Raw genomic sequence first — 18,074 nt, 5'->3', positions numbered from 1 at the left:
GATGGTGCTCGATCGCGCCCATGAAATGCCGCCGCAGCTGATCGCCCCGCTTGTCGCGGAAGAGGTGGCCACCATCGGAGGCCGTGAGGTCTCGCTCTACCTCCAGGACTACGCACAGCTGCTCCTGGTGCCCCTGGAAGGCCGAGGACTGATGGTCGGCGAACCCGAGGACATCGACGCCTCCCACGTCGGCACGGCCTTCTTGCGCGCGGTCGTGACCGAGGTGCCGCAGCCCGACGGCATCCGGCTGTATCTGCCGCTGCTGGACGGCAGTGACCAGGTGGGGGTGATGGCCCTCACCCTGGACACCATCGATGACAACGACCGGCGGCTCCTGCGCAGACTCGCCAGTCTGGTGGCCGACATGCTGGTCATCAAGCACAGCTACACCGACGAGTTCTTCCTCGCCCGCCGCCGTGAACCGATGAGCGTCGCGGCGGAGATCCAATGGTCGCTACTGCCGCCGCTGACGATGGTCGTACCGCGGGTCGCGGTCGCCGGAATCCTGGAGCCCGCGTACAACATCGCAGGTGACAGCTTCGACTACGCCTTGAACGACGACGTCCTCCACATCGCGGTCGTCGACGCGATGGGACACGGCCTGGACGCGGCCACCATGGCGACCGTCGCCGTCGGTGCCTACCGGCACGCACGGCGTGCTGATGTCGACCTGGCGCACATCTACTCCTTCATGGACCAGGCCATCGCCGAACAGTTCGGGCCCGACCACTTCGCCACCGCGCAGATGATGCGCCTGAACGCCACGACCGGCCGTCTGCAATGGGTGAACGCGGGCCACCCCGCGCCGCTGCTGATCCGCAACCACCGGGTCACCCGGCAACTGCACGGTCCAACCACCCTGCCTGTCGGGTTCGGCGGTGAAGAACCCCTGATCAGCGAGGTGGAGCTGGAACCCGGTGACCGGCTGCTGTGCTACACGGACGGTCTGATCGAGGAACACCGCGACACTGGAGTGGAGTTCGGCGAGGAACAGCTCATCGACTGCGTCAACCGCATCGAACAGGCGGGAGAGGGAGTGCGGCGAGCGGTGCGCCGGCTCTCCCACACCCTGAAGCAGGAACGGGGTGGAATCACGAGCGACGACTCCACCCTGTTCCTGGTCGAGTGGCGCGGGGGCGCCGCCGATGACCTCGCCATCCTGGGCTGAGTGGTCAACCGGACGCGGACGGCAAGCACCTCGCGACGAGGCACGCTCACCATACGTCGCACCCGGCAGAGCGACGGAAGTCACCGACTGGCGCCGGAGCTATCGAGAGAACACAGTGAAAGTGAAGTGTTTTCCGAGATCGGAGGATGTCATGGTTATTCTCGGGGTCATTCTCCTCGTCATCGGGCTTCTGACGGGCCTCTCCATCCTGTGGACCATTGGAATCATCCTCCTGGTCATCGGAGCGATTCTGTGGGTCCTGGGCGCCCTCGGACACGCGGTCGGTGGGCGTCGGCACTACTGGTAGCGAACGCCCGCGTACGCGGGCAGTGGGGCTCCATGCGGCGGATACTCGGCCGGGGCGCCCTCCAGGCGGCTTCAGCGGCCTCAACGGTGGTGTGGGTGGGGAAGACCTGTTCCAGGCCCACGATGCGGAAGATGCGGCTGACACGGTCGGCGATCGCCGCCAGGGTTGCGCGCGGCGATCAGGACGGTGATCCCGGTGGAGTCGCAGAAGGTGAGGCGTCCGAGATCGAGGACGAGTTGTTGCCCCGCTCGCAGCTCGAGCCCCAGTAGCAGCGGTCGATGGCACCACAAGAAAAGGCCGGGCACATGAGGCGCGACCGGATAGGCGCGCCCTTGGGGTCCGGGCGGTCCCCGAGGCGTACCTCCGTTCCGAAGCGCATCAACTCCCCTGCCCGCGCTCGGCCTGTGGAGACGACGTTTCTCGGGGCCCGACCAGGGCGCGCGCGGTCCGGCATTCGGGGTGGTGTGAGGAGTCGACCAGGATCACCTAGTGTGTCGATTTGGTCACTCGAAGTGTTGTATGCGCGAACGGACGGCGCGCTGCCCACGCGTCCCGTCGACTCCGCAACCTTGTTCGACTCCGGGCGCGGAATGCGGGTGCCGCCTCTAGCGTGAAAAGCAGCGGCATGCTCGCACGCACACGTCGCATGCCCGTGCGCACACCGTGAGGGGCAGTATGAGAGACCACGCTGATGCGGAGCACGAGCCGGAGGACGAGGGTGAGCTCCTCAAAGGCGAGCTGGAAGAGGCGTCTCCGTCGCGGCCCGCCGCATCGTCCGGCGATCCGGACGTCCTCCTCGACGTACCGCAACTCCAGGTCGAGGAGATCAACTTGCAGGTCGAGGACCTGAAGGCCAGGGTCTCCCTCCAGGCGGAGGTCCTGGACCTCCTCAAGCTCAACGTGGGCGCCGATGTGTCGCTCGGCCATGTGGAGCTCGACATCAAGGGCGTGGAGGCGCAGGCGCTGCTCAAGGTCCGGCTCGACAATGTCGCCGCGATCGTCGGCCGGGTGCTGTCCACCATCGACCGCAACCCCCAGATCCTGGAGCAGTTGACGTCCGGCCTCGGGTCCGCTGCGGGGAGCCTGGGCAGCGGCGCCGAGAAGGCGGTCGGCGAGCTGGGGGAGGGCGCCGCAGAAGCAGTCCAGGACGTGGGCCAGGGCGCGGGCAAGGCTGTCGAAGAAGTCGGGGAGGGCGCGGGCGGAGCCGTGGAGGACGTGGGCCAGGGCATGGGCGGAGCCGTGGAGGGCATCGGTGAGGGGGCCGACAGAGCGGTGGGAGAGGTGGGCGAGGGGGCCGGGAAGGCCACCGAGGAGGTGGGGGAGGCGGCCGAGGAGACGGGCGGGACCGCGGCCGAGACCGCGCGGTCGGGCGGACGTACGGTGAAGAAGTCCATGGGCAGGGCGTCCGGCAAGGTCTCGGGCAAAGCCTCGGGCCACGCTTCGGAGGCCACTGGGCGAACCGCGAAGAAGCCGGGCTCGGAGACCAAGGGCGGGGGCAAGTCCGGGCGGGCCCTGCACAGGAGCAAGGGCACAACCCGGAGCCGCGAGCGGGAACAGCCGCCATGAACGGCCGCCCCGGACATCGAGGCCACCTCCACCGTGGAAGCCGACCGGCCGCGTTCCCGCAGGTCCTGCCATCGGTAAGGACGTCGAGCTCCTGGTCCTGCAGCACAAGGTTGCGGTGCTGCGCCACACGAACCCAAGGCCATCCTTCGGCTGGACCGACCGCGCCCACCTCACCGCGCTGATCCAACAGCTGCCCAGGGCGCTGCGCCGGCACCGTCTGGTCACACCCGGCACCATTCTGCGGTGGCACCGACAGCGCATCCAGGGTGAGCTCCTCAAGCTCGGTCACCATGTCGGCGCTTCGACGATCCGAAGGGTCCTCCAGCGCGTGAAGATACCCCCTTGCCTCCAAGCACCACACGACCCGACGTGGCGGCAGTTCCTCCGCACGCAGGCCTCGACCATGCTTGCGGTTGATTTCTTCCACGTGGACTGTGCGGTGACCCTGCGGCGGCTGTATGTGTTCTTCGCAAGGGAAGTCGGCACCCGCTATGTACACCTCCTAGGCACGACCTCTCATCCGAACGGCTTCTGGACCACGCAGCAGGTCCGCAACCTTTTCTTGGACCTCGGCGACCGAGCAGGGGAGTTCACGTTCCTGGTCCGGGACTGGGCCGGCCAGTTCAGTGCGGCCTTCGATGCGGTCCTGGCCGGAGCCGGCATCACCGTCGTGAGGATTCCTCCGCGTTGTCCCCACGCAAACGCGTATACGGGAAGGTTCGTGCGCACTGTCCGCTCACAGGTCACCGACCGAATGCTCATCTTCGGCGCGCGCCACCTGCACACCGTGCTGCACAAGTACGCCCAGCACTACAACGGACGAAGACCGCACCACGGATGTCACCTCCGCCCACCCCGGCTCGACCAGTCCGTCACCGACCTCTCCCAGGAGAGAGTCAAACGCCGCCCGATCCTTGGCGGCCTCATCAACGAATACGAAAGGGCAGCGTAAATCTGCAAGCCAACGCCGCAGCCCAGTTCTGGAACCCCACAGGGCCGACGGCAGCCACACCGGCAGCCTCATCGAGTACTGCTTCACCGCTCTCTCGACAAACGCAGCGACGACACGCGCGGCTTCGTGGTGCTGCCCAAACAGTGGCCGTCATCCGCCCGTGGAGACCAGATAGCCGTCCTCTCGGCCGATCCAGTACCGGCGCAGCACGTCGAGCATCACCGACACCTCGCAGGCGGTGATGCCAGGGAGGGCGGCCAGATCTCGGGTGAGCAGCTCGGCAAGCCCTTCCTCATCCCGGAACACGCCGTGGTGGATCACGGAGGAGGTGCCCGCGACGATCGAGACGTATCGCGACGACGGGTGACGGGCCAGCGCGTCGGCCACCTCCTGGATGGCTCCAGGGGCCACGTGCAGCTCGGCCACGACCTCAAGCGTGTACCCCAGGAGCGTCGGTTCGATCTCGACCCGGGGCCGTACCAGACCACGCTGGAACAGTGATTGGGATAGCCGGTAGGCGGTCGACTGGCTGATGCCGACCGCACGTGCCACATCGGCGGCGTTTGCGCGTCCATCGTGCCGGAGCAGCTCGACCGCCCGGAGTTCATCGGCGCTGAGGTCGGCGACGGTGCTGGGCTCGTCCTGCGTGTCGGCGACCTCCCGCAAGGCTCGCACCTGGGTGTCGTTGAGTCGACGCAGCCGCCACGAGTCGGACTTCGTCGAGGCCCGCAGGACCAGTTCTGTGTGTGCCGACCGGATTCCCGGGACGGACGGGATCTGTGTCATCAGCAGCTCGCGCGCCCGGCTCTGCCGCGCCGCGTGGACGGAGCAGTAGACATCCGTCCGTCCTGTGGTCGTCGCCACGAACGGGATCTCGGGCAGTTCGGCAAGGCGCCGGGCGACCTGTCGTGCCTGACCCGGGGCCGTGGACACCCATACATGCATGGGATTGCCCTCAGCCAGCATCGGCCACTCCACCTGTCCGATCACCCGCAGTAGCCGCTCTTCCTCGAGCCGGCTCAGCCGACGGCTGATGGTGCTGGCAGAGATTCCGAGGACATCGGCTAGCGCGCTCAACGGTGCCCTCGGGGCCACTTGCAAAGCGGCCACCAGGTCGAGGTCCACATTGTCCAGTTTCGACATCATGGACGTAACTGTATCGTGCGATTCAAGCCCTAGCAACGAATGATCCATGCATCACCTTCCCGCTTCTTGCCTTATTCCATTAAGCCATCTCTAATGGCGGCCATCTGCTGCGTCACCGACGAAGGAAGTGCGGACGGTGAATTCGAACGACACCACTACCACGCCCGACAACACGCCAGGCCGAACACCTCCGGACAAGCCTGGCGATGGCTCACCGGTGCTGTCGGGCCTGCTCCGGCTGCTTGGCGCCATCGAACGCGCGGGGAACAAACTGCCCCATCCGTTCTGGCTGTTCGCCGTCCTCAGCGCCATTCTCGCGCTGGTGAGCTGGGTGCTGGCCGCCGCGGACGTCTCTGTAGTCGATCCGGCCAGTGACAAGACCGTGGCCGTGCGCAGCCTGGTCTCGGCCGACGGCGTGCGATCGTTGATCACTGACGCCGTCACCAATTACGCCACCTTCCCTCCGCTGGGCACGATCCTGGTCGTCATGCTCGGTGTCGCCGTCGCCGACAAGTCAGGGATGCTCACGGCGATGTTGCGGGCCGGTGTCTCCCGGGTTCCGGCGCGGTGGATGACCTTCGCCCTGGCCTTCACGGCCATGATCGCCCACATAGCCTCCGACGCCGCCTACATCGTGCTCGTCCCGCTGGGCGGCCTGGCCTTCCGCGCGATCGGACGGAGCCCGATCCTCGGGATCGTGGTGGCCTTCGTGGGTGTGTCGGCCGGCTACGACGCCAGCCCGCTGATCACTCCGGTGGACGCTGTCCTGTCCGGGCTGACCACGGCCGCCGCGCACACCGTGGACCCGGACTATGTCGTCACCCCGCTGTCCAACTACTTCTTCTCGCTGGCCTCGTCAGTGGTACTGGCCGGTGTGATCACCTTCGTCACCGAGAAGGTGCTGGTCAAGCGGGTGGCAGCGCTGCCGCCCGAGCCTGAGGAAAACACCGCGGAGCCCAGCTTGGGCGAGCTCGCCCAGCGTCCCGAGGAGGCCCGGGGACTGCGCCGCGCCGGGCTCACCCTCCTCGTCTTCCTCGCGGTGGTCGTGGTGATGATGATCCCTTCCGGATCGCCACTGCGGGGCGAGGGCGGCAGCATCGTTGAGTCGCCTGTGCTCTCCGGCATCGCCGTGGTGCTCGGGCTTCTCTTCGCCGTCCTCGGCACGGTCTACGGGCGCGCGACCGGGACTGTGCGCGGCAGCCGCGACATCCCGGACTTCATGGCACAGGGCATGCGGGAAATGGCCCCCATCCTGGTCCTGTTCTTCGCCATCTCCCAGTTCCTCGCCTACTTCAAATGGACCGGCGTCGGCCAGGTGCTCGCCATCCGGGGGGCCGACCTGCTCAAGGACCTCGGAGTGACGGGGCCCATCGCCTTCCTGGGCATCGTGGTGGTATGCACGGTGATCAACCTGGCGATGACCAGTGGCTCGGCCATGTGGGCACTCGTCTCCCCGGTGTTCGTGCCGATGCTGATGCTGCTGCACATCCCCCCGGAAGCCACCCAGGCGATCTACCGCATCGCCGACTCGTGCACCAACGCAATTACCCCGATGAGCGCTTACTTCGTCATGACACTCGGCTTCCTCCAGCGCTACCGGCGCTCCGCGGGTATCGGGACCCTGGCCTCGCTGACCCTGCCGCTCTCCGTGGCCATGCTCATAGCCTGGACTCTCCTGTTCTACGCCTGGTGGGCGCTGGGCATCCCGCTCGGCCCCGGCGCACCGGTCCGCTGACCCGCTGCCGCCCCGCTTTCATGCAACCCGGGAAGGATCACCTTGATGACGATCTCCGACATCGCCGCCCCGACGCGGCAGGCGCTGCCCGAGATGATCAAAGACCTGCGGACACTGGTGGAACTGGAGACGCCGAGCAACGACAAAGGGCTGCTGGACGCAGGGCTCGCGGTGATCAGCAGATGGCTCGTCGAGCGGCTCGGCGAGCCGGACGAGTCGGAGCACCACGACGGCGGCCCGTACGGCGATGTACTCGCCATCACCTACCGTGGCACGGCGCCCGGCACGGTGCTGTTGCTGTGCCACTACGACACGGTCTGGCCGGCCGGGACGCTCGCCGAGTGGCCCTTCGAAGTGGTGGACGGCCGAGCGAGCGGGCCGGGCGTCTTCGACATGAAGACAGGAATCGTGCAAGCGGTGTGGGCGTTGCGGCTGCTGCGCGAGCTACGGCTGCCCCACCCCTCGGTACGGCTGCTGCTCAACGGCGACGAGGAGATCGGCAGCCCGGCCTCCAGGCCGCATATCGAGCGGCTGAGCGAGGACGCGCTCGCCACGCTGGTCTTCGAAGCGTCGCTGGACGGGGCGCTCAAGACCTCGCGCAAGGGCGTGGGGCTGTTCAACTTGACGGTGCAGGGCATCGAGTCGCACGCGGGGCTCGATCCGTCCGCGGGGGCGAGCGCCATCCACGCCCTGGCCGAGGTTGTTTCCCACATCACAGGCCTCGGCTCTCCGGAGCGCGGGACCACCGTGAACGTCGGGCTGATCAGCGGGGGCACGGGGCGTAACGTGGTCGCCGCGCAGGCGAGTTGCGGCATCGACATCAGGATCGCCGAACCGGCCGAGACGGCGCGGATCGACGCCGCGCTGAGCGCCCTCGCCCCCTCCGACCCGCGGGTGCGGCTGACCCTCAGCGGCCGGTGGAACCGCCCCCCGATGGTCCCGAACGACGCGTCTCGGCAGCTGTTCAAGCAGGCCCACGACGTCGCGGCCGAACAGGGCTGGGCGCTGGAGGAGACTGCGGTCGGCGGCTCGAGCGACGGCAACTTCGTCTCCGGACTCGGCCGTCCCGTCCTCGACGGGCTCGGCGCCCTGGGCTCCGGTGCCCACGCCCGGCACGAGTACACGCTGCTGGCCCCCATCCCCGCCCGTACCGCGCTCGCCGTCGGCCTGCTGCGTGCCCTGGCGTCCGACGCGTCGTAGAGACGTACCCGCGGAGTGATCAGCAAGGCCACCTGGATACGTCTTTGTTTGCTCACGATTCGGGGCAGTGGTGCCATGACGGCCCTGTCACTCCAGGAGAAGTGGGGCCGTGGCTGGGCGCTTCGTGCGATGGCGAGTTGATGCCGGAGCATCAAGATCTCTGTGTCTTTCGGGGCATCCGAGCGGGCGTGCAGGGCAAGCCTCGGAAGGTCTGGCAGGCGAGCAGGTAGATCAGCCATATCACCACGACCGGCATGCTGCCTCAGAAACGGCTTGTTGCTCCTGAGGTCTGGCAGATCCGAACCAGCAGGTCAGCCCGGGTGACATAATTCCCGGCACCCACAGGCTCCAAGGCCCTGAAGGGTGTCAATATTCCATTTAGGCTGCTGAGCTGGGCGTTTCCTGTGGATGGTGAGGCAGCCGGGGTGACGTGGTGTGGTACTCGTTGAGCAGTCCGCCAAGTACCTGGCGGTGCCTGACCGCGGCAGCGGGCAGGGGGATGACGTTCGGGTCGTCGTCGGGTGCTCGTAGGCCAAGGCTTCGGTGGGCCCGTCTGTGGGTGCCGATAAATCATCCGTGCAGTTCAGGCAGCATGCTGGTACTGGTGGAGGGTTCCGCCGAGTCGGTCTCGTCTGCGGACTTCCAGGTGAGCGAGTCGGGCTTGTTGCGTGATGGGTGTGGTTAGCGGGCAACATTAGCGGCTTGTTGCAGCGCTCTATGCGGGCGGTGTTCGTTGTAGAAGGCCTCGTACTCGCGCAGGGCGTGGAGGAGGTGGGTCTGGTTCCAGATCAGGGTCCGGTCCAGGAGTTCAGTGCGACAGGTCTGTATCCAGCGCTCCATGAGGGAGTTCATCCGCGGAATCCGAATGCCGGTAGTGACGATCTTGAGGCCGCCGTCGATCATCAGGGCGTCGAAGGCGTCGGTGAACTTCGAGTCGCGGTAGCGGATCAGGAACTTCGCCCTGCTGCCCACGTCCTCAAGGTCCATCAGGAGGTTGCGTCCGAGCTGCACGATCCACTCCCCGGTGGGGTGCGCGGTGGCGCCAAGGATCCGGATGCGCCTGGTGGTGTGCTCGATGACGGCAAAGACGTACAGGCGCGCTCCGGTCAGCGTGCGGACTTCGAAGAGATCGCAGGCGAGAAGGGCCTTGGCCTGGCTGCGGAGGAAGCTGGCCCAAGTCGTGTTCTGCCGTTCGGGTGCGGGTGGGATGCCATGCTCGCGAAGAATCTCCCAGACGGTGGAGGCGGCGACCTTGATACCCAGCGCCGCGAACTCGCCGTGGATCCGGCGGTATCCCCATGAGGCGTTCTCCCTGGCCAGGCGTAGGACCAGGGCGCGGATCGATCGGATGGTGCGTGGGCGACCGCGTCGCTTGGGCATACAGGCCGCGGCACGGCGTCGCCTGAGCAGTTCCCGATGCCAGCGCAACACCGTGTCGGGGCGGACCAACAGCAGAAGGTGCCGCAGCCTGTTTCGGGGGAGGTGGTGGAGCAGGCCGGCGAAGACAGCGCGATTACTCGTACCGCACCGGACCCGCAAGTTGCCTGCGTAGCACCGCGTTTTCATGCCGAAGCACCAGCAGTTCGGCGTCCTTGCCAGCCTGCTTGCGTAACAGCACCGCCGGAACGGAGAGCAGGCTCCGCGTCACCTGATACACCAGTGAGACGATCACCCAGGCATGATCCCAGCGTGCCCACGAGGCCACCAGATACCCTATGAGCTGCAGCGACGCATTTCTGAACGGCACACATCCCTTCGTGGCTCACCTCGCCGACGGCGTGCGCGAACACGTTGAGGCAGCCATCAGCGGACAGGTCGCACCTCACCACTCCAAGCGGGACAACCCGGCCAGCACGACCAGCCTCCGCGTCGATCTCGAACTGTCCCGCGAGGAGATCCGCAAACTCCACACCGAACGCGACCAGCTCCAGCACAACGCACGCCTCCACCTCGGCCAGCAGCTCGACCAGATCGGCGCCGCCGATCTCACCATTCGGGTCCATGAACTCAACCAGGACAAAGCCGAGTTGGAAGCACTCCTCGGCACCAAGATCGCCGAGGCCGAAGGCCTCGCACGCCTGGGTGACCGCGCTCGAAGACGAGCTCACCGCCGCCCGCACCAGCCTCCGTCAGATGCTCAAAAACCAGAGCAAAGGAGCCGCATCGTCCACATGACTACCCGGCAGCCGTCAGCTGTCCAGACAAACCTGACGGTCTTCCACACTCTCAGCTTCCACTCAGCCGGACGGGGGTCCACCAGTCGGTGGACCTCAAGTTCAACCGGTCACTGCTGTCGGCACCACACCCCCGACGAAGAGCATGGATGACATGAAGAATCTTCCCGTACGCATGGCTCGTTGGAGCGCCGCCCACCCCTGGCGGGGCATCGTCGGCTGGTTCGTGTTCGTCGTCCTGTGCCTCGGGATCGGCATCTCCGCCGGCACCAACGCGGCGACCACCGAGGACTTCCGCATCGGAGAAGCGGGACGCGGCGAGGCGATCGCCGCGGAGGGCGGGTTACAGCAGCGCCCAGTCGAACACGTCCTGATCACCGCGAAGCCGGGGACCGGAAAGCTCGACATCGCCGCGGCCGACTCGGCCGCCGCCGACGTCGCCGCCCGGATGGCCAAGCTGCCTGAGGTGCTCTCCGTCGCCGACCCGGTGCGCAGCGCGGGCAACACGGCGGTGCGGGTCACCGTCACCATGAAGGGCCCGGAGCTGGAGGGCAAGAAGCACGTCGACGCGCTGATCGAGCAGACCGCGGCCGTGCAGAAGGCCAACCCCGGGCTGCGCGTCGAGGAGACCGGGTCGCCGTCCATCAGCAAGGGCGTCGACACGCTGCGCGGCGATGACCTCTCGCGCACCGAGGTGATCGCCCTGCCGGTCACCCTCGTCACCCTGCTGCTGGTCTTCAGCTCCGTGGCGATGGCCCTCGTACCGCTGCTGCTCGCGCTGACCTCGATCGCCGCGGCCGTCGGGCTGTCGATGGTGGCCTCGCACGTCTTCCCCGACGCGGGCGTCGGCACCAACGTCATCCTGCTCATCGGTCTCGCCGTCGGCGTCGACTACACACTCTTCTACCTCAAGCGCGAACGTGAGGAGCGGGCGCGCGCCAGCGGCAGTCTGAGCCCGCAGGCCGTCGTCGAACTCGCCGCCGCCACCTCCGGTCGGGCTGTCGTTCTCTCCGGTCTCGCCGTCGCCGTCTCCAGCGCCACCCTCTACCTCGCCGACGACGTCGTCTTCTCGTCCATCGCCACCGGCGCGATCGTCGTCACCCTCGTCGCCGTCGTCAGCTCCCTGACCGTGCTGCCCGCCCTCCTCGCCAAGCTGGGCATGCGCGCCGAGCGCCGGGCGGCCCGCGGGCTCGCGCCGAAGAAGCAGAAGACGCACAGGACGGGCCCCGGCCGGCTGACCGCCGCTGTGCTGCGCCCCGTCGCCAAGCACCCCGTCGCCACGCTCACCGTCACCGTTGTCGGGCTGCTCGCCCTCGCCGCCCCGGTCCTCGGCCTCAAGCTCACCGACATGGGCCGTGAGACGCACTCCCGCTCCATCGTCGCCATGCAGGTCTACGACCGGCTGAATGCGGCCTACCCGGAGCTGAAGTCCATGCACCAGGTCCTCGTCCGCGCCGACGCCGACCGTTCGCCCGAGGTGACCGCCGCCCTGCGCGAACTCGCCGCCGACGCCAAGGACGACCCGCGCCTGACCGGCATCTCCCGGCTGACCACGTCTCCTGACAAGCGGATCGGCATGCTCCAGCTACAGGTCCCGCACTACGTCAGCAGCGACGAGGCCCAGTCCTCGCTCAAGGACATCCGCAACCGTTACATCCCGAAGACCCTCGGCCAGGTGAAGGGCGCCGAGTTCGCGGTGACCGGTGACGTCGCCCGCTACGCCGACTACCCGACCCACCAGGAACAGAAGCTGCCCCTCATCATCGGGGCACTGCTCCTGGTCACCTTCGCCATGACCGTCTACGCGTTCCGCTCCGTGGTCCTCGGCCTGGTCGGCATCGTCCTCAACCTCCTCTCCGCCGCCGCCTCGCTCGGCATCCTCGTCATGGTCTTCCAGCACACCTGGGCCGAAGGCCTGGTCGACTTCACCTCCACCGGGTCGATCGGCTCCCGTGTCCCGCTGTTCCTCTTCGTGATCCTGTTCGGCCTGTCGATGGACTACCAGGTCTTCGTGATCAGCCGGGTCCGGGAGGCCGCCCTGCGCGGAGTCCCGACCCGCAAGGCCGTGATCGAGGGCATCGGCAGCTCGGCGGGCGTGGTGACCAGCGCCGCCGTAGTCATGGTCACGGTCTTCGCCAGCTTCGCGGCACTGCACCTGATCGAGATGAAGCAGATCGGCTTCAGCCTCGCGGTCGCCGTCCTCCTGGACGCCTTCGTCATCCGTATGCTGGTTCTGCCGTCCCTGATGCTCCTGCTCGGCGAGGCCAACTGGTGGCCCTCCCGCGGAGTGCGACGTGCCCGCCGCAGCACCGAACAGGCCCCCCGCACCCTGGAATCGGTAAGCTGATCGACTCGACCGCCCGCCCCTCAACTCCCTTACATAACGAGGTGAATCAGCGTGGCTCAGCGGCAGCAGCAGCCGGGCGATCGGCTCACCCCGGACCGTATCCGACGCTGGAACTCGGCAGGCTGGATCCTGTTCGGCCTGCTGCCCCCGGCCATCGCCGTGCTCGACGCGTCGCCGGCCCGGAGGAACTGGCTGCTCGGCCTGCTCGCCCTGATCGCGCTGTGTCACACCGTCGCTGTCACCCGGCCGGACAACCCCCTCCTGCGTCCCCGCACCTACCTCGGTGTCCTCACGCTCGTCCTGGGCGCCACGGCCTACCTTCTGGACGGCGGGGCCGCCTTCTACGTGGTGTCCCTGCCGCAGTTCTGGCTCTTCACCCGCGTCCCGCGGGGCGCGATCACGCTCAGCGGGGCCGCCGCGGCGCTCACCGTGTTCGGCGGCACGCTCGGCCAGGGCTGGAGCCCTCAGTTCCTCACTGGGAACACGATGTTCACCGTCGTCGCCTACGTCGCAGGGGTGGGCGTGGGGCTGTGGGTGCACCGCTTTGTCGGCCAGAGCAACGAACGGCAGGAGCAACTGACCGCGGAACTCGTCGTCACCCAGGAGGAGTTGGCTGCCGCCTATCAGCGGCAGGGAGCGGCTGAGGAGCGCGAACGGCTCGCCCGGGAGATCCACGACACCCTCGCCCAGGGCTTCGCCTCCATCGTGGTGCTCGCCGAGGCCGCCCGCGCCGCCACCGTTGCCGACCCCGTACGCTGCGCCGAGCAGCTCACCTCCATCGAGCAGACCGCGCGCGAGAACCTGGCCGAGGCCCGGGTGCTCGTCGGCTCCGCCCCCAAGAGCGGCGTCGCATCCGGCTCGCTGGCCGCCACCCTGCGCAGAACCCTGGACCGTTTCGTCCAGGACACCGGTCTCACCGTCACCGCTGAACTGCCCGACATGGACCTGGACCAGCGCACCCGCATCGCCCTGCTGCGCTGCACGCAGGAGTCCCTCGCCAACGTGCGCAAACACTCGGGCGCCTCCACCGTCGGCGTCGTTCTCACCGAACTCACGGGCGGTGTCGAGCTGGAGATCACCGACGACGGCTGCGGCTTCGTCGTCGAGGAGTCCCATGGTTTCGGCCTCGACGGCATGCGCCGACGGCTGGCCGAACTCGACGGCGAACTCGCCGTCACCAGCTCCCTCGGGGACGGCACCCGTGTCCTCGCCAGCCTTCCCACGCACGGTCAGGACTGACCATGACCGACACCGCGTACGGCCGGATCCGCGTGGTCGTGGTCGACGACCACGCCGTGATGCGCGCCGGAGTCATCGCCCTGCTGACCAACGAGCCCACGATGGAGATCGTCGGTGAGGCGAGCGACAGCCGCGAGGGCGTCGACCTCGTCGAGCGGCTCTGTGGGTGCCGAAAACCTCATCCGTAGGCTGTGACCTGCAGGATTAAGGATGCGGCTGAGAGTCACCGGGCTGGGTACGCCAGGATGATCCATCGTGCTGCTGCGACTGCTCTACCTCACGCCTACCAACGTGTTCGTTCTCCTACGGCTGCTGCCGATGAGCGACACTGACAAGAACGTCGAGATTCTCACCCTGCGCCACCAACTGGCCGTCCCTCAACGCCAGGTCGCCAAACCCCGGCTCACTCCGCCCGACCGCATATTCCTCGCCGCCCTGCTCCACCGGCTCCCCCGCACCACACTCCAGTGACTTCATCTGATCGCCTCCCCCGACACGGTCCTCCGCTGGCACCGCGACCTCTTACGCCGCCGCCACGCCAACGCTTCCCGCCCCAAACGGCCAGGCCGACCCCCACCCACCACGGCATCCAAACCCTCATCCTGCGCATAGTGAGAGAGAACCCCGGCTGGGGATACAGAAGAATCCACTGCGAACTCGCCACCCCCGGGATCAAATGAGGCCCCTCCACGGTATGGGAGATCCTCCAGCGCAACGGCATCGATCCCGCACCCCAGCGCGACCGCCAGACCTGGACCACCTTCCTCCGCGGCCAAGCACACGCAATTCTTGCCGCCGACTTCTTCGAAACCCGGACGCTGACCGGAGCACGCCTGTACACCTTCGCCGCCATCGAACACGCCACGCGGCGTATCCGCGTCCTCGGCGCAACCGCCCACCCCACCACAGACTGGACCACACAACTCGCCCGGAACCTCGCCATGGACCTCCACGAGGCGGCGCGACGGTGAAGTACCTGATCCGTGACCGCGACAGCAGATACACGGATGCCTTCGACGCCGTACTCGAAGACGAAGGCGTCGCAATCATCAAGACCGGTATCCGCGTACCCCTGCGCTTGCCGAGAATGTCATCCGCCCTGGTAGGAGCAGGTGGACCGGGCCCCACGATCGCTGGCCTCGGTTGCTCGTGCGGACGCTCGCGTAGCCGGTAGTCCACGCGTCATGATGATCGATCGTGCTGCCGCGACTGGCCTATATGGGTGTGACGAATGCGTTCGCGATGCTGCGCCTGCTGCCGATGAGCGACCGGGACAAGGATGCGGAGATCCTGGCCCTGCGCCGTCAGATCACGGTCCTGGAACGCCAACTCCAGCAGAAAGAAGTCCGGTTCGGCCCAAGCGACCGGGCGTGCCTGGCGGCGCTGCTGCACCAGCTGCCGTTGCCCGCCCTGCGGCGTGTGCGGCTGCTCGTGCGTCCTGACACGCTGCTCCCGCTGGCATCGCGACCTCGTCACACGCCGTCATGCCGCCCTATCGCGCCCCAAGCGACCCGGCCGACCTCGCACGCTGCGCTCCATCCGGATTCTGGTGCTGCGTCTGGCGAGGGAGAACCCGCAGTGGGGGTACAGGCGTCTGCACGGCGAGCTGCTCGTGCTGGGAGTGGAGGTGGTCGCCTCGACCGTCTGGAAGATCCTGAAGGATGCCGACGTCGATCCAGCGCCCGACAGGAGCTCCAGCACGTGGGGCGACTTCCTGCGCTCCCAGGCCGACGCCCTCCTGGCCTGCGACTTCTTGAGACGGTCACCTTATCCGGCGCGCGGGTGTACATCCTCGCGGTGATCGGACACAGCAGCCGCCGCATCCGGATCCTGGGCGCCACCGCACACCCGACCACTTCCTGGGTAACACAAGTGGCGAAGAGCCTGGTCATGGGCCTCGAGGATGTCGGATGCCGGGCACGAGTCATGATCCGAGACAGGGACAGGAAGTTCCCAGGATTATTCGATGGCGTCCTCGCGGACGCGGGCAGTCGTCCTCAGTGGCATCCAGATGCCGAGAATGAACTCGATCACGGAACGGTGAGTGCAGACCTGCTGACACGAGCTCCTGGACCGAAACTTGATCTGGAACCAGCGCCACCTCCTTTACGCCCTATGAGAGTTCGAGCAGTTCTACAACTCCCATCGACCGCACCAGGGCATCGCGAACGCCCGACCGCTACGCCCACTGCCCACACCAATCGAGGATCCGGACACGTTAAGCCACCTCGACATACGACGCCACGACCGCCTTGGCGGCATCCTCCACGAATACAGGCATGCCGTGTGACCTGCACGGACGAGGTATTCGGCAAGCGAAGGATCTTGGTGGTTAATTCTAATTCACCTGCTGTGAGACGGAGTTATCGCTGAGGAACGACGACTCCAGCGGATGGGATCATGCTGATTGTTGATCTTGTGGTGGTTCCTTGTGGATCGGAGTGTGTCGTGTCGATGCAGCCGCAGTCCTGGCCTGAGCCGGATCCGCAGGTCGCGGCGGCGATCCGGGCGATGTATCGGGGCAGGCGGGAGGCGCCGCTTGCGGTGCAGGTTCGTGACCGGCTCGGGGAGCTGTTCCCGGACGCGGCCTTTGCTGACGCGTTCGGTCAGGTGGGCAAGCCGGGCTGGTCGCCGGGGCGTCTGGCGCTGGTCACGGTGCTGCAGAAGGCCGCGAACCTGACCGATCGGCAGGCTGCTGACAAGGTTCGCGAGAACCTCGCCTGGAAGTACGCACTCGGCCTGGACCTGGAGGATCCGGGCTTCGACCACAGCGTGCTGTCAGAGTTCCGCTCCCGTGTTGTCGCCCACGGCCTGGAGGAACGTGTGCTGGACCTGTTGCTGGAGCGCCTGCACACCCTGGATCTGGTGCGGGCGGCCGGCAGCCAGCGCACCGACTCCACGCACATCGTTGCGGCGGTGCGCGATCTGAACCGACTCGAGCTGGTCGGCGAGAGCGTCCGCGTGGCCCTGAACGCGCTGGCCGCCGCATGCCCCGAATGGGTCGATGAGGTGCTGGTGGTAGAGGACTGGAGCCACCGCTACGCGGACCGGATCGACAACTGGCGACTGCCTGCCTCCAAAACCAAGCAGCACGAACTCGCGCTCGCCTACGCCGCCGACGGCTACACGCTCCTGCAAGCCGTCTACGCCCCCGCCTCGCCGGGGTGGCTACGCGAGCTGCCCGCAGTGCAGACCCGCCGGCCCGGTCGCTGGTGCAGAACTACACCCGCACCACCGACCGGGCCGGCAGACTGCGGATCCGGCAGCGCGAGCGCACCGAGGACGGCGGCGACGGCCTGCCGCCCGCCCCGGCCCGCCTGGCCTCCCCCTACGACACCGACACTCGCTGGTCCGCCAAGCGTGACCTGTTCTGGAACGGCTACAAGCTGCACGTCTCAGAGACCTGCCACCCGCAGGCCGACGGCGACCGGCCGACCCGCCCGAACCTGATCACCAACGTCACGACCACCTGTTCCACCCTGCCGGACAGCAAAGCCCTGGACACGATCCACCAGGCCCTTCGCCGCCGCCACCTGCTGCCTGCCCGGCACTACCTCGACTCCGGCTACCCCAGCGCCGATCTGATCGTTTCGTCCGCCAAGGACTACGGCATCGCCTTGGTCACCCCGGTCCTGCTCGACACCTCCCGCCAGGCCAAGGCCCAACAAGGCTTCGCCGCACACGACTTCACCATCGACTGGGATCGCAAACGAGCCGTCTGTCCGACCGGAAAGATCAGCGCCACCTGGAACGACGTCGTCCAGGAGGCGTGCCCAAGACCGTCGTCGCCTTCGCCGCCCTGGAATGCATCCCCTGCCCGGTCAAGGAGCAGTGCACCAATTCACGAAAGGGCCGCCGGCTCAGCCTCTACCCGCGTGAGCTCACCGAGGCCATCCGCACCGCCCGCGCCCAGCAACAGGACGGAACCTGGCAGCGCGACTATGCGCTCCGCGCCGGGGTCGAGGGCGCCATCCGCCAGGCGACCCACACCACCGGCCTGCGCCGAGCCCGCTACCGCGGCCTTGCCAAGACACACCTCGACCACGCCACCAGCGCCACCTCCCTCAACCTCATCCGACTCCATGCCTGGTGGAACGGCCCCCCCTCGACCGCGCCAACCACAGCCACCTCGCCCGACTCCAACTCCGCCTCATAGCATAGAAGTTGGAATTAACCACCAAGATCGTGCAGAGCCCGAGCGCCCACCGTACCCGCCCGGTCGCCGCCGCGCCCGCGGCCG

At 67.4% G+C, this 18,074-nt stretch carries 14 protein-coding genes and 4 pseudogenes; 15 read left to right on the top strand and 3 right to left on the bottom strand.

The window, feature by feature from the left end; all coding sequences use genetic code 11:
• Position 1 precedes the first annotated feature (1 nt).
• The 4 genes from AC4BEG_RS30220 (at position 2) to AC4BEG_RS30205 (ending at position 3,993) form a co-directional block, all read left to right on the top strand.
• On the top strand, positions 2 to 1,168 hold the full coding sequence (locus AC4BEG_RS30220; protein ID WP_490707255.1) for a PP2C family protein-serine/threonine phosphatase: 1,167 nt from the start codon (positions 2 to 4) through the stop codon (positions 1,166 to 1,168).
• Positions 1,169 to 1,319: 151 nt separating this feature from the next.
• Entirely contained in the window at positions 1,320 to 1,475 is a 156-nt protein-coding gene (locus AC4BEG_RS30215) for a DUF6131 family protein (protein WP_490702845.1), read from the top strand.
• A gap of 675 nt (positions 1,476 to 2,150) precedes the next feature.
• Positions 2,151 to 3,041, top strand: coding sequence for a hypothetical protein (locus AC4BEG_RS30210; RefSeq protein ID WP_490702844.1), 891 nt, complete (start codon positions 2,151 to 2,153; stop codon positions 3,039 to 3,041).
• Positions 3,042 to 3,156: 115 nt separating this feature from the next.
• The gene (locus AC4BEG_RS30205; protein ID WP_490702843.1) at positions 3,157 to 3,993 is read left to right on the top strand and encodes an integrase core domain-containing protein; all 837 of its coding nucleotides are present in this window, start codon (positions 3,157 to 3,159) and stop codon (positions 3,991 to 3,993) included.
• 150 nt (positions 3,994 to 4,143) lie between these two features.
• On the opposite strand, the gene AC4BEG_RS30200 is transcribed toward AC4BEG_RS30205, so the two are convergent.
• Positions 4,144 to 5,139: an Lrp/AsnC family transcriptional regulator gene (locus AC4BEG_RS30200; RefSeq protein ID WP_490702842.1), complete on the bottom strand. Its 996-nt coding sequence runs from the start codon at positions 5,137 to 5,139 to the stop codon at positions 4,144 to 4,146.
• Between the two features lie 136 nt (positions 5,140 to 5,275).
• Between AC4BEG_RS30200 and AC4BEG_RS30195 the strand changes: the two genes are divergently transcribed.
• The gene (locus tag AC4BEG_RS30195) at positions 5,276 to 6,874 is read left to right on the top strand and encodes an AbgT family transporter (RefSeq protein ID WP_490702841.1); all 1,599 of its coding nucleotides are present in this window, start codon (positions 5,276 to 5,278) and stop codon (positions 6,872 to 6,874) included.
• A 45-nt stretch (positions 6,875 to 6,919) separates the two neighbouring features.
• Positions 6,920 to 8,074: a M20 family metallopeptidase gene (locus tag AC4BEG_RS30190; protein ID WP_490702840.1), complete on the top strand. Its 1,155-nt coding sequence runs from the start codon at positions 6,920 to 6,922 to the stop codon at positions 8,072 to 8,074.
• A gap of 583 nt (positions 8,075 to 8,657) precedes the next feature.
• Here the strand turns inward: AC4BEG_RS30190 and AC4BEG_RS30185 are convergent.
• Positions 8,658 to 9,710, bottom strand: a pseudogene (locus AC4BEG_RS30185) (integrase core domain-containing protein).
• 121 nt (positions 9,711 to 9,831) lie between these two features.
• Here AC4BEG_RS30185 and AC4BEG_RS30180 point away from each other — a divergent pair.
• The 6 genes and pseudogenes from AC4BEG_RS30180 to AC4BEG_RS30155 all read left to right on the top strand — a co-directional run.
• Positions 9,832 to 10,401 carry a hypothetical protein gene (locus AC4BEG_RS30180; protein ID WP_490702839.1) on the top strand — a complete coding sequence of 190 codons (570 nt, stop codon included), beginning with the start codon at positions 9,832 to 9,834 and terminating at the stop codon, positions 10,399 to 10,401.
• A 1-nt stretch (position 10,402) separates the two neighbouring features.
• A complete protein-coding gene (locus tag AC4BEG_RS30175) occupies positions 10,403 to 12,595 on the top strand; it encodes an MMPL family transporter (RefSeq protein WP_490702838.1) in 2,193 nt (730 codons plus the stop codon).
• 51 nt (positions 12,596 to 12,646) lie between these two features.
• Positions 12,647 to 13,834, top strand: coding sequence for a sensor histidine kinase (locus tag AC4BEG_RS30170; RefSeq protein ID WP_490702837.1), 1,188 nt, complete (start codon positions 12,647 to 12,649; stop codon positions 13,832 to 13,834).
• 2 nt (positions 13,835 to 13,836) lie between these two features.
• Positions 13,837 to 13,995: pseudogene (locus tag AC4BEG_RS30165) on the top strand (response regulator); the annotation flags it as partial.
• Positions 13,996 to 14,089: 94 nt separating this feature from the next.
• Positions 14,090 to 14,305 (top strand): hypothetical protein, encoded by a 216-nt coding sequence (locus AC4BEG_RS30160; RefSeq protein WP_490702836.1) that lies wholly within the window; start codon positions 14,090 to 14,092, stop codon positions 14,303 to 14,305.
• Between the two features lie 6 nt (positions 14,306 to 14,311).
• Positions 14,312 to 14,921, top strand: a pseudogene (locus AC4BEG_RS30155) (integrase); the annotation flags it as partial.
• 95 nt (positions 14,922 to 15,016) lie between these two features.
• Here the strand turns inward: AC4BEG_RS30155 and AC4BEG_RS30150 are convergent.
• On the bottom strand, positions 15,017 to 15,226 hold the full coding sequence (locus AC4BEG_RS30150; protein ID WP_490707345.1) for a hypothetical protein: 210 nt from the start codon (positions 15,224 to 15,226) through the stop codon (positions 15,017 to 15,019).
• On the opposite strand from AC4BEG_RS30150, the pseudogene AC4BEG_RS30145 reads away from it, so the two are divergent.
• The 3 genes and pseudogenes from AC4BEG_RS30145 to AC4BEG_RS30135 all read left to right on the top strand — a co-directional run bounded on the left by AC4BEG_RS30145 (position 15,131) and on the right by AC4BEG_RS30135 (position 17,990).
• Positions 15,131 to 16,124 (top strand): annotated as a pseudogene (locus tag AC4BEG_RS30145) (integrase core domain-containing protein). The gene AC4BEG_RS30150 and the pseudogene AC4BEG_RS30145 overlap by 96 nt on opposite strands.
• A 110-nt stretch (positions 16,125 to 16,234) precedes the next feature.
• Positions 16,235 to 17,284 (top strand): transposase, encoded by a 1,050-nt coding sequence (locus AC4BEG_RS30140; RefSeq protein WP_490702835.1) that lies wholly within the window; start codon positions 16,235 to 16,237, stop codon positions 17,282 to 17,284.
• 319 nt (positions 17,285 to 17,603) lie between these two features.
• Positions 17,604 to 17,990, top strand: a complete 387-nt coding sequence (locus AC4BEG_RS30135) for a transposase (RefSeq protein ID WP_490702834.1) — start codon at positions 17,604 to 17,606, stop codon at positions 17,988 to 17,990.
• The last annotated feature ends 84 nt before the right edge of the window (positions 17,991 to 18,074 follow it).

This window comes from Streptomyces sp. JLBJ103 (assembly GCF_058215575.1).
Note: the sequence above shows the minus strand (reverse complement) of the source record. Positions and strands in the feature narration are given on the sequence as shown.